Source organism: Devosia sp. (assembly GCF_040509215.1).
Taxonomy (GTDB): Bacteria; Pseudomonadota; Alphaproteobacteria; order Rhizobiales; family Devosiaceae; genus Devosia.
The window spans coordinates 1-11,559 of the sequence record NZ_JBEVLL010000159.1; the positions used below are offsets into that span (position 1 = coordinate 1).

The 11,559-nt window shown below is 62.5% G+C and carries 10 protein-coding genes; 6 read left to right on the forward strand and 4 right to left on the reverse strand.

Annotated elements, in window-relative coordinates; genetic code table 11:
* Positions 1 to 58: 58 nt before the first annotated feature.
* The 4 genes from ABW043_RS08740 to ABW043_RS08755 form a co-directional block, all read right to left on the reverse strand.
* On the reverse strand, positions 59 to 1,120 hold the full coding sequence (locus ABW043_RS08740) for an aldo/keto reductase (RefSeq protein WP_353920829.1): 1,062 nt from the start codon (positions 1,118 to 1,120) through the stop codon (positions 59 to 61).
* 68 nt (positions 1,121 to 1,188) lie between these two features.
* Positions 1,189 to 2,889, reverse strand: a complete 1,701-nt coding sequence (locus tag ABW043_RS08745; RefSeq protein WP_353920830.1) for an ABC transporter ATP-binding protein — start codon at positions 2,887 to 2,889, stop codon at positions 1,189 to 1,191.
* Positions 2,886 to 3,878, reverse strand: a complete 993-nt coding sequence (locus tag ABW043_RS08750; RefSeq protein ID WP_353920831.1) for an ABC transporter permease — start codon at positions 3,876 to 3,878, stop codon at positions 2,886 to 2,888. Before ABW043_RS08750 ends, ABW043_RS08745 begins: the two co-directional genes overlap by 4 nt.
* Positions 3,875 to 4,864: an ABC transporter permease gene (locus tag ABW043_RS08755; RefSeq protein WP_353920832.1), complete on the reverse strand. Its 990-nt coding sequence runs from the start codon at positions 4,862 to 4,864 to the stop codon at positions 3,875 to 3,877. The genes ABW043_RS08750 and ABW043_RS08755 overlap by 4 nt, the downstream gene beginning before the upstream one ends.
* A 298-nt stretch (positions 4,865 to 5,162) precedes the next feature.
* Between ABW043_RS08755 and ABW043_RS08760 the strand changes: the two genes are divergently transcribed.
* The 6 genes from ABW043_RS08760 to ABW043_RS08785 form a co-directional block, all read left to right on the forward strand.
* Complete coding sequence (locus tag ABW043_RS08760; RefSeq protein ID WP_353920833.1) at positions 5,163 to 6,203, forward strand: ABC transporter substrate-binding protein; 1,041 nt, start codon at positions 5,163 to 5,165, stop codon at positions 6,201 to 6,203.
* A gap of 15 nt (positions 6,204 to 6,218) precedes the next feature.
* Positions 6,219 to 7,439, forward strand: a complete 1,221-nt coding sequence (locus tag ABW043_RS08765) for an acyl-CoA dehydrogenase family protein (protein WP_353920834.1) — start codon at positions 6,219 to 6,221, stop codon at positions 7,437 to 7,439.
* 10 nt (positions 7,440 to 7,449) lie between these two features.
* Entirely contained in the window at positions 7,450 to 8,484 is a 1,035-nt protein-coding gene (locus tag ABW043_RS08770; RefSeq protein ID WP_353920835.1) for an ABC transporter substrate-binding protein, read from the forward strand.
* A complete protein-coding gene (locus ABW043_RS08775) occupies positions 8,481 to 9,728 on the forward strand; it encodes an FAD-dependent oxidoreductase (protein ID WP_353920836.1) in 1,248 nt (415 codons plus the stop codon). The genes ABW043_RS08770 and ABW043_RS08775 overlap by 4 nt, the downstream gene beginning before the upstream one ends.
* 21 nt (positions 9,729 to 9,749) lie before the next feature.
* On the forward strand, positions 9,750 to 10,400 hold the full coding sequence (locus tag ABW043_RS08780; protein ID WP_353920837.1) for an NAD(P)-dependent oxidoreductase: 651 nt from the start codon (positions 9,750 to 9,752) through the stop codon (positions 10,398 to 10,400).
* Positions 10,401 to 10,421: 21 nt separating this feature from the next.
* Positions 10,422 to 11,559, forward strand: a 1,138-nt coding sequence (locus ABW043_RS08785) for an NtaA/DmoA family FMN-dependent monooxygenase (protein WP_353920838.1), incomplete at its 3' end; no start/stop codon positions are given.

Below are 11,559 nucleotides of genomic sequence, written 5' to 3' on the forward strand. Positions count from 1 at the left end.
CCAGTTACAAACGAAAAGGCCGGCAAGATGCCGGCCCCTCAAACGCAATCCGAGAAGCTTAAGCGACGCGCTGGGTGCGGCTCAACGGAATGATCTGCGCAGACCCGGCGGCCGAGCGCGGCACGCGACCTTCGACCGGGTGGCCCGGATCGGTAAAGCCCGGAGTGGAGGGGTGGCCGGTCGCCACGAGGCTATCCACCAACGCTTCGTCGTCGGCGTCGATTTTCACATCGAGAGCGCGGATGTAGCCATCCCACTGCTCTTCAGTGCGCGGACCGGCGATGGCCGAAGTAATGAGCTGGTTGTTCAGCACCCATGCCAGCGCGAAGTCGGCGGCCGTCGTACCCTTGGCGGCAGCGTGGGCAGCGACCTTCTTGGCAACTTCAATGGATTCCTCGCGGAATTCCACGTCATGCATACGCTTGTCGCCGCGGCCGGCACGGCTATCGGCCGGGGCCGCTTCGCCGACATTGTACTTGCCGGTGAGCACGCCGCGAGCGAGTGGGCTGTAGGAGACATTGCCGAGGCCATTGGCGACGGCGGCCGGAAGCTGCTCGGCTTCAGCGGTGCGGTTGACGATGTTGTAGAGCGGCTGGCTGGCGATCGGGCGATCGATGCCGAGCTGGTCAGCGAGATGCGCCACTTCGGCGATGCGCCAGCCGCGGAAGTTCGACACGCCGAAATAGCGCAGCTTGCCGGCCTTGATCAGATCGGCAATGGCGCGGACGGGCTCCTCGAGCGAGGCGTCAAACACGGCACGGTGGAAATAGATGATGTCGATATAGTCGGTATCGAGATTGCGCAGCGAATTCTCGACGGTCTCGTAAACCCACTTTCGCGAATAGCCGCCCTTGTTGGGCTTGGGATCGCGCGAATTGACGAATTTGGTGGCGAGCACCCAGTCGTCGCGGTGCTTCTTGATGCCCTTGCCGACGGTCTGCTCGGACTTGCCATCGTGATAGACGTCGGCCGTATCGATGAAATTGATGCCCTGTTCGCGCGCCTTGTCGATGATGCGGAAGGCAACGTCATCCGGCGTCTGATTGCCGAACATCATGGTGCCCAAAGTGATCGGCGACACTTTCAGCGCGCTGCGACCGAGATAGCGATAGTCGACCATGGAAAACTCCCTGTTCGTGGTGCCGTAAACCGACACCATGGTCTTTTGTATTGAAGGTGGAATTGAGGTCAGGAAGCGAGCGCCCTGCTCCGCGTTTCGCCGCCGGCCGCCGCGGCGATGAGCGCGCGGGTATAGTCGGTCTTGGGCGAATGCCAGATCGTCTTGTGATCGCTTTCCTCGATGATGCGGGAATCCTTCATCACGATGACGCGGTCGGAGATGTATTGAACCACCGCCAGATCGTGCGAGATGAAGAGATAGCTGAGCCCCAGATCGCGCTTGAGATCGACCAGCAGATTGAGAATCTGTGCCTGGATCGACACGTCGAGCGCCGAAACCGGCTCGTCGCAGATGACGAGCGAGGGCCGCAGGATCAGGGCACGGGCGATGCCTATGCGCTGGCGCTGGCCGCCGGAAAATTCGTGCGGATAGCGCTCCGCTGCCGAGAGCGGGAGGCGCACATGCTCGAAAGTTTCATCGATGCGACGGCGGCGCTCGGCGGCGTCGCGTACGCCATGAACGATGAGCGGCGCTTCGAGAATGTCGCGGATCGATTTTCGCGGGTTGAGCGACCCGAAGGGGTCTTGGAAAATCATCTGCAGGTCGCGGCGAACCGGCTGGAGCTGGTGAGGGCCGAGGCCGGTGATCTCTTGTCCCTGGAAGCGGATGCTACCGCTTTCAGCGTTGACCAAGCGCATGATGGCTTTGGAAAGGGTCGACTTGCCGCTGCCGGATTCACCCACGATGCCGAGCGTTTCGCCTTTGGCGAGGGTCAGCGTTGCCTTGTCGAGAGCGCGGTTTTCGCGATTGCGAGTGCAATAGGTGACCGAGAGGCCATCCACCTGCAGGATCGGCTCGTCGTCATTGGCGACAGGTGGCAAATTGCGGGGGACGGGCTGGCGGATCTGGTAGTCGTTCTGCCCGTTGGCATCCTTGACCACACGGATTTCGGAGAGGGTGCGCGAGGTGTAGTGCACGCCGTCTTCGAGCCGGATCGAGGCTTGAGCCAGTCCGCGCGTATAGGGGTGCCTATCGGGCGAGAACAGTTCGGACGCGGGCAGCTCTTCGAGCTTGTCGCCGTGATACATGACGACGACGCGGTCGCTCCAGCGCGAGACGACGCCAAGATCGTGGGTGATCAGCAGGAGGCCCATCGACAGCTTGCGACGCAATTCGTCGAGCAGCTCAAGGATCTGCGCCTGGATGGTCGCATCGAGTGCCGTGGTCGGTTCGTCGGCAATCAGCAGCTTGGGTTTGCAGGCAACCGCGATGGCAATCATCACGCGCTGGCGCTGGCCACCGGAAAGCTGGTGCGGAAAATCGTCGACGCGCTTTTCAGCATCGGGGATCTTCACGAGGTTGAGCAGTTCGATGGCGCGGGCACGCGCTTCTTTTTTGCTCAGCTTTTCATGGAGCCGCAGCACTTCCACGATCTGGTTACCGATGGTGGCGACAGGATTGAGGCTCGTCATTGGTTCCTGGAAGATCATTGCGATCTCCCTGCCGCGCACCTTTCGAATGTCGCGGTCGGAGAGTTTCAGCAGATCGGTGCCTTCGAAGGTGATCCGACCATTCGGAATCTGCGCATTGCGCGGCAGGAGGCGCATCAGGGCCAGGGCGCTGAGCGATTTCCCCGAGCCCGATTCCCCCACCACGGCGACGGTTTCGCCGCGATCGACCGAGAAGCTCAGATGGCGGACCGGATCGGCGGAGCCGAAGCGGACGGTGAGGTTTTCGACCTCGAGAAGACGACTGGATGCGGGGCTCACGAGCGTTCCTCCGAAAAGCGCGGGTTGAGCGCGTCGTTGAGACCGTCGCCGATCAGGTTGAGGGCGAGCACGGTGAAGACGATGGCGAGGCCCGGCAGGAAGGTGAGATACCAGGCCGTGCGGATCAGTTCGCGGCCATTGCCGATCATCGAGCCCCAGCTAACGACGTTGGGATCGCCCAGGCCCATGAAGCTGAGGGCCGATTCCATGAGGATGGCGGTCGCGACCATGACCGAGGCCGTAACGATCAGCGGCGGCAGGGCGTTGGGCAGGATCTCCTTGAAGATAATGCGCGGATGGTGGAAGCCGAGGCTGCGTGCGGCGACCACATAGTCCTTCTCGCGGATGGCTCGGAATTCGGCGCGGGTAAGCCGAGCCACCATGGGCCAACTGACGATGGCGATGGCGACCGACACAGTGGTGGCCGAAGGCTGGGCGATGGCGACGAGCACGACCAGCAGCACGAAGTTCGGCAGGGTCTGGAAGATTTCGATGATGCGCACGAGCACGTCATCGACCCAGCCCCCGAAATAGCCGGCCAGCGAGCCGACGGTGATGCCGACGCCGAGGCCCAGGGCCGTTGCGGTCAGGCCGACAAAAAGCGAGATGCGTGCGCCATGGAAAAGCCCCGCCAATACGTTGCGGCCCATGGAGTCGGTGCCGAGAGGGAAAGCCGCATCCTGGCCGGGCCATAGGAATGGCTTGCCCACCATGCCCAACGGATCGCCGGGAAAGGCAATCGGCGCGATGAGGGCGGCAGCGACCATCAGGGATAGAAACACCAGACCAAAGAGCGCGTTAGGGTTGCGCAGGAAGGCGGCTAGTTCGCGGCGACCGGCGGGCACGGAGACCGTAGCGGTGCGCGTGGTGCGGGCATCGGGTGCCTTGATGTTATGCCATTGAGACGCATCCGGCTTTTCGGCCTGACTGGCGCTGGCGCGCGAGTGTACTGGCGAAACGGCGTGCGTGACGGCGGTTTCGGTCGTCATTTCTGCTCTCCGATGCGGGGATCGAGCCAAGCCTGGGCGATGTCCACCAGTGCATTGGCCAGAATGACCAGGATGGACGACAGCAACAGAATGCCCAGAAGAACGGTGTAGTCGCGGCCCATCACTGCCTCGAAGGCAAGCCGCCCGAGGCCGGGCCAGCTATAGACAGTCTCAACCACCACAGCACCGCCGAGCATGCCGCCGACATGCATGCCGGCCATGGTGGTGATGGGGATGAGCGCGTTGCGCAGCACGTGCTTGACGGTGACAACCACGGGCGACAGGCCCTTGGCATAGGCGGTGCGTACAAAGTCCTGGTTCTTGACTTCGAGCATGGCGGCGCGGGTCAGGCGAGCATAAATGGCGACGTAGAAGAGCGCGAGCGACGTCGCCGGCAGCACCATGTAGCGCGCCTTGTCGATGATGGCGGCAAAGCCGGTATAGGACGAGCCGATCGTCCCCGCCCCGCCGCTCGGCAGCCAGCCCAATGTCACCGAGAACAGCACGATCAGCATCAGGCCGATCCAGAAGCCGGGCACGGAATAAAAGAGCAGCGCGAAGATCGACAGCAGACGATCCGGCAGGCGGCCGGAGAAGGCCGCCATCAGCGAACCGAGTGTCAGGCCGATGAGAATGGCAATGGCGAGAGCCATGGCCATCAGCGTCAACGTGCCGGGCAGGCGCTGGCCGATCAACTCGGTCACCGGCATGCCATAGCGCGGCGAGAAGCCGAGGCTGAACTGGGCCAGGTTGCCCAGATAATTGACGAGTTGCACGAGGACCGGATTGTCGAGACCGAAGCGCTCGCGCAGTGCCTGCATGCTTTCGACCGTCGCCGAACCGGCTTCGCCAGCCATCACATCGGCGGCGTCGCCGGGCGCAAGCTGCAGCAGGAAGAAATTGAGAATGATGATGCCGAGGATGGTGGGCACGGCTTGGAGAAGCGTGCGTCGCAACGTCCTCAATATGCGCAGCAGAGCTGACATGAACGCTTTCTCTTTCACTCGATAGGAGCAACGGGGTCCTTGCGGCATCCCAAGAGAGCGACGCTCGGCCTCGGGTTCAGCCTACGAAATTTATGTTGACTAGTTTTATAGGCTTTGTCAAATCTGGTTTGGCAAATTCATCCTGACTTTGCGCCATTTCAGGAACTAGCTTCTTACTGACAGGCCATTTTCGGTCATTGGCGCAAATTTCTTGCTCCTTGCAGGGCAAGACGGAAACAGACAAACGCATTGGGATGCCGGTTTGGAAAAACCTGCTCCCGCCAACAGGAGACGAGGCATGACGATCAAGAACACGATTTCCGAGATCTGGTACACGCGCTGCCCCGTGCCCACTCCTGTTGGCCTGGCGGTGCAATTGGGTCTCCTGGAAGAAGCCTTTGCCAAGGAAGGCGTGAAACTCAACTCGATCATCGACAGCAAGGATCGGGCTATCCGGTCGAGCCATTTCGACCATCACCTCAACTATTCCTTCCGCCACGGCGGCAATGTCCCACCGATCCGCGCACGCTCGGAAGGCAATCCGACCCGCCTTGTCGGCATCACCTGGACCGATGAGTTCCAGGCCATCATCACCCTGCCCGAGAGCGGCATCAAAACCACCAAGGACTTGGTCGGCCGCCGCTTCGGTATTGCTCGTCGCCCGCCGGGGATCGTCGATTTCATGGCAGCGACGGCGCTCAAAGGCCTCGTCTCGGCCCTGTCGCTCGAAGGCCTGCGTCATGACCAGGTTGAGATCGTCGACATCGCGCTGACCGATTCCGTGCTCGATGGCCGCGAAGGACCGCAGCTTTATGGGCTGCGCAACCGCCAGGCCTACGGGGCCGAAATCGCCGCCCTGCTGCGCGGCGAGGTGGACGCCATCTATGTGAAGGGCACCAGCGGCATTGCCGTCGCCAATCTCATCGCCGCCCATACGGTCGTCGAGTTCGGTTTCCACCCCGATCCGAAAATCCGCATCAATTCGGGCTCGCCGCGCGTGCTGACCGTCGACGAGCGCCTTGCCGAGGACCGGCCGGACCTCGTCGCGCGCCTCATCGAAACGCTGCATCGCGCCAGCGACTGGGCCGAAGCACATCCCGATGATGTCCGCCGTTTCGTCGCCCGCGAAGTCGGCGCTTCCGAGGAAGTCGTGGCGGCCGCCAATGGTCCGGACCTCCACAAGCATCTGGGCTTGGGCCTCGAGCCCGAGCTGGTCGACGCCATCGGTCACTACAAGGACTTCCTCTATGAGTGGGGCTTCCTCGAACGCGATTTTGACATCAACGCCTGGGTCGACCGCCGGCCTTGGGACGGCGTCGATATCCGTGCCGTCGCCTGAATTCCGAGGACTGACATGACCACCGATTTCACCCCCTATATCGCCAAGGCCGAGCATCTCGGCCGGCGCTTTGCCCTCACCGCCGGGCACTATGACGAGACTGGCGAGTTTCCCTTCGCCAATTTCGATGCGCTGCACGAAGCAGGTCTGCTCGGCCTTGTGACTGCAACCGAGCATGGCGGCCTTGGCGGGGGTCTCACCGAAGCGCTCGCCGTCGTCTCGGCCGTGGCGCAAGGCGAACCATCGACGGCGCTGGTGTTGGCGATGCACTACAGCCAGCATTATGGCATCCGCGCCTCGGGCAAGTGGCCGCAGCATCTGATCGAGCGCGTGACCAAGGCCAATCTCGAAGGTGTGGCCCTACTAAACGCAGCCCAAGTCGAGCCGCGCGTCGGTTCGCCCTCGCATGGCAGCTTGCCGGAAACGGTGGCGCGCAAGGTGGGCAATCAGTGGCGCATCACCGGCCACAAGACCTATGCGACGGGTATTCCGCTCCTCAAATGGGTTTCCGTGCTCGCCGTCACCGACGAGCCGGAACCGCGCCTCGGCTCCTTCCTCGTGCCGACGGATGCCGACGGTATTCGGGTTGAAAAGACCTGGAATGCCACGGGCATGCGCGCGACCAATAGCCATGACCTGATCCTCGACGACGTCGCCATCGATATCGAGGACGTGCTCGACATCGCCCTAGCCACCGAAGGCCTCAAGCGCGATGAGCGGCTTGGCGCCTGGTATTTTACCTTGGTCCCATCGATCTATGACGGCGCTGCCCGCGCGGCGCGCGATTGGCTGGTTGATTTCACCAGCACCCGCGCCCCCGCCAGTCTCGGCGCGCCGCTCTCGACCGTTCCGCGCATTCAGGATGGCGTCGGCCAGATCGAAGTGTGGCTCGCGACCAATCGACGCCTGCTGCGCACGATTGCCGAGGACTTTGATGCCGGCCGTCCCTTCGGGTCGGATTCGGCTGCGACCAAGCATGTGGTCATCGAGAATGCCATCCTGGCGACGACCCTGGCGCTCGATCTCGGCGGCAATCCCGGCATCAGCCGCGATCATCCGCTCGAGCGGCACCATCGCGACGCGATTTCGGGCAAAGCCCATGCGCCGCAGAACAACATGATCCGCACCATTTTGGCCAAGGGCGCTTTCGCCCGCTACGCGGCCCGCAAGGACGAGCCGGTGGAGCCGGTCGCCGTTCGCACCCCGACGCGTCCGCGCCTCGTTGCCAGCGCCTGAGGAAACAGAGATGAGCCAGGAACCTAAATCCGTCTGGTACACGCGCTGCCCTGCCCCAACGCCGCTCTCCATCGCCGCTCAGCTTGGCTGGGTAGACGACGCGTTTGGTACCCAGAGCGTCAAAGTGGCCTCGATCCGCGACAGCAAGGACCCGGCCGTTCGCCAGAGCCACTTTACGCATGCGCTTGATTGGTCCTTCCGCCAGGGCGGCAATATCCCGCCGATCTGGGCGCGTTCGGGCGGGCGCGAAACGCGGATCGTCGGCATCACGACGACCGATGAATTCCAGGCAGTCATCTCTCTGCCGGCGACCGGCATCAAGTCGGCCAAAGACCTCAAAGGCCGCAAGGTCGGCGTGCCGCGGCAAGCTGGTGGCATAGTCGACTTCCAGCGTGCCACGGCGCTCAAGGGCATCGTCTCGGCGCTCTCGCTGGAGGGCCTGACGGCAGGGGATGTCGAGATCGTCTATCTCGATGCGCGCGAGCCGGCTTTGCTCGAAATCAGCAATGCGGCCTTCCTCGGCCTCAAGCGCCGCTACCCCTATGGCGAGGAACTGCTGGCTCTCGCCCGCGGCGAGATCGACGCCTTCTTCGTCAAGGGCGCTGAAGGCCTCGTGCTGGCCAATCAGATTGGCGCGACCGTAGTTTCGGAATTCGGCTTCCATTCGGATGCCCGCATCCGCATCAACAACGGCACGCCGCGCCCGCTGACGGTCGATGCGAAATTTGCCGATGAGCGGCCCGATCTCGTGGCTGAACTGGTGGCAACGGTCGATCGTGTCGGCGCCTGGGCTGAGGCGCATCCCGAGGACACGGTGCGTTTCATCGCCCGGGAAATCGGCGTCGCCGAAGAGGCGATCTGGGCCGCCAATGGCCCAAATGTCCATCGCCACCTCAAACTCACGCTCGAAGACGAGCAGATCGACGCCCTCTCCCATTTCAAGGATTTCCTCCTCGAATGGGGTTTTATTCCCGCCGACTTCGACGTCGCTGCCTGGATTGATCCACGCGCGCTTGACGCCGCCCGGCGCAGCGAGGCCGCATGACCACTCCCTTTGTCGATATCGCCATTATCGGCGGCGGTCCGGGCGGGCTAGCGCTTGCCCAGGGCCTCAAGAAGAACGGCATCGAGGCGGCCGTGTTCGAGCGCGATACCGTGCGCGCCGACTACGTGCAGGGGTTTCGGCTGCGCCTGCGGCAACGAGGCCTCGATGCGCTGGAGGCCAATCTGCCGGCCCATCTTTTCGAAGCGTTTCTCGCAACGCTTGGCCGCGCGCCGACCGAAAACACCGCGCTCGACGAGAATTTCAACTCGGTGGAGAGCAGCGCCTGGGGCCGCGGCGTCGAGGACACCCATGTCGAAAAATCGGTGAGCCGCATCACCCTTCGGCAAATCCTACTGTCGGGTCTGGAAGACGTTATCCAGACCGGCAAGCAGTTCCTGCGCTACGAGATCGAGCCAGAAGGCACGGTGCTGTCGCATTTTGCCGACGGGTCGCGGGTGCGTTCCAATATCCTCGTCGGCGCTGACGGCGCGGGCTCTGCCGTTCGACGTCAATTGCTGCCTGATCTCAAGAGCATAGACACGGGCGTTCGTCGGCTTGCCGGCAAGATGACGCTCGACGCCGCAGCGGCGCATGAAATCGAAGCCGTCCTGCTCGACACCAATGCCAATATCCGCCCCACCGAGGGCCACAACCTGATGATCACCAGTCATCGCGTTGATCCTTCGGCCTTCGATCATCATGGCGTCATCGGCACAGACGATCCGACCCACAGGGATATTGCTGGTTTCCACTTCAACAACACCACCAGCTATGTCTGGTGGAACACGGCCTATGAGTTAGATGAGCTTGCGTCAGACGATGTGCTCGAAACCCTTGGTGGCGCGGAACTCTTGCAGGTTCTGCTGGCAAAGATCAGCCATTGGGACGAGCGCATTCTCAAGCTCATTCGCCACACCGATCCGTCGACCGTAGCCCTGCTGAAAGTGCGCTCGTCACAGCCTGGTGCGATCTGGGAAACCGGCCCGGTGACGCTTCTGGGCGATTCCATCCACGCAATGACATATTTCCGCGCTCTGGGCGGCAATACCGCGCTTTACGACACGGGCCTGCTCGTGCCGCAGCTCGTGGCCGCGCGCCAGCGGGGCAAGCCCATACTCACCGCGCTCAACGACTACGAAAACGCCATGCGCGAGCACGGCTACGAGGCCGTGCGCTCCTCGCTCACCGCCATGCAGAACAATGTCGCCGCCGGTCGCGCCCTCAAGGGCGTTGCCGCCGAGTAGAACCATAGAAAGCCCCACTCCATGTCCATCGTCGTCTTCGGCGCCTCCGGCAATATCGGCGGCAATATCCGCAAGGAAGCGCTGTCGCGCGGTCTGCGCGTCACCGCCGTCACCAATTCGAGTGCGCTCGAGGCGGAACCCAACCTCACCGCGCTGACGGCTGACCTTGCCGATACAGAGGCTGTAGCGAAGATCGTCTCCGGTCATGATGCCGTGATCTCGGCCTATAGCCCGGGTCTGCGAAAACACTCGGCCGACGAGGCGGCCGAACTCATCCGCCGCGCCCATGAATCGCTCTTCGAAGGGGTCAAGCTGGGCGGAGTGAAGCGGATCATCCTTGTGGGTGGGGTCGGCAGTCTTGAAGCGAGCCCCGGCGTCGATGTGGTCGACAGCGATTTTTATCCCGCAGACCACAAGGCGCATACGCTGCGAAACCGTGAGATCGTGCGTGCTCTCAAGCGAGGCGAATACGATCTCGACTGGACCTATGTGTCGCCGCCGCTCGAGATCAAAGCCGGCGAGCGCACGGGGAAATTCCGTCTCGGCGAGGACCAGCTTTTGCGCGATGCCGAAGGCAATAGCCGCATTTCCGAGGCCGACTTCGCCGTGGCCATCCTCGATGAGCTCGAACAGGGACGCTTCGTGCGTCGCCGCTTTACTGCGGCCTATTGAGACGACTGCCGGGACTTTGACATGACCAACTACAGGCGCCGCCTCAATCTCAATGTCGGCATCAATACAACGGGTTATCTGGGCAGCGCCTGGAAGTATCGCACCGGGACGCGCGAGGAAATCACCGACCCGGCCTACTATCTGCGGCTGACACAACTGGCCCATCGCGGGCGCTTTGACTCCGTCTTTTTCTCCGATCATCCCGCGATGATGACGGACCCGAACAGTCGGCCGTTTCACACGATAGACCCGCTGATCCTCGTAACGGCATTAGCAGCGCAGGTGCCTGACATCGGCTTCGTTGCGACCATGTCTTCGACCTATAATTCGCCCTACAATCTGGCACGACGGACGCAGTCGACCGATATCATTTCGGCCGGCCGGCTGATCATCAACATCGTCTCTTCGTTCAATCCCGGGGTTGCCGCCAATTTCGGCAGCGAGCCGCTGCCGCCGCGCGATGTGCGCTACGCCAAGGCGCGCGAATTCCTGGATGTCGCCAAGAAACTCTGGGCGAGCTGGGACCCACGACGCGCGGGCGAAGTGCCGCCCGAGCGGTTCTGGGATGCGAGCCAGGCCCAGGCAATCGACCATGTCGGCGACCATTTTTCGGTTAAGGGGCCGCTCAATGTTCCGCGGGGGCCGCAGGGGCATCCGGTGATCGCGCAGGCAGGAGCTTCGGAAGGCGGGATCGACCTTGCGGCGCGGCATGGCGAGATCATCTATTGCAACATTCTCTCGCGCCCGGCGGGCCAGGCTTTCCGCAAGAAAGTCTTTGATCGCGCTCGGGAGATCGGCCGCGACACTTCGGAAATCCGCATCGTACCGGGGCTTGTCGCCATCGTCGGGGACACGCGCGAGGAGGCCTACCGCAAACATGAGCTCTTCAGTGGCGCGGGCTCGGAAGATGGGCTGATCAAGCGGTTCATCAAGGAGAATGGACTGGATCCGGATACGTTTGATCCGGATGTGGTGCTCGACGGCGAGAGTTTTATTCCCGATCCCAACCGGTTGCAGGCCGTGGGCATGGGCCTCGGGCTTTCGGACCTGCTGACGCACGAAAAGCTGACGGCGCGTGAAGCGGTCCGGCGATCAGAAGGATACCACCGGCTGGTGCTTGGTACGCCGGAAGAGGTGGCCGACCAGATCATCGATCTTT

What these genes read in the sequence shown, in the direction of transcription:
- ABW043_RS08740 (WP_353920829.1), bottom strand. Translation starts at nt 1,120, where the DNA reads ATGGTCGACTATCGCTATCTCGGTCGCAGCGCGCTGAAAGTGTCGCCG.
- ABW043_RS08750 (WP_353920831.1), bottom strand. Translation starts at nt 3,878, where the DNA reads ATGACGACCGAAACCGCCGTCACGCACGCCGTTTCGCCAGTACACTCG.
- ABW043_RS08755 (WP_353920832.1), bottom strand. Translation starts at nt 4,864, where the DNA reads ATGTCAGCTCTGCTGCGCATATTGAGGACGTTGCGACGCACGCTTCTC.
- ABW043_RS08760 (WP_353920833.1), top strand. Translation starts at nt 5,163, where the DNA reads ATGACGATCAAGAACACGATTTCCGAGATCTGGTACACGCGCTGCCCC.
- ABW043_RS08765 (WP_353920834.1), top strand. Translation starts at nt 6,219, where the DNA reads ATGACCACCGATTTCACCCCCTATATCGCCAAGGCCGAGCATCTCGGC.
- ABW043_RS08770 (WP_353920835.1), top strand. Translation starts at nt 7,450, where the DNA reads ATGAGCCAGGAACCTAAATCCGTCTGGTACACGCGCTGCCCTGCCCCA.
- ABW043_RS08775 (WP_353920836.1), top strand. Translation starts at nt 8,481, where the DNA reads ATGACCACTCCCTTTGTCGATATCGCCATTATCGGCGGCGGTCCGGGC.
- ABW043_RS08780 (WP_353920837.1), top strand. Translation starts at nt 9,750, where the DNA reads ATGTCCATCGTCGTCTTCGGCGCCTCCGGCAATATCGGCGGCAATATC.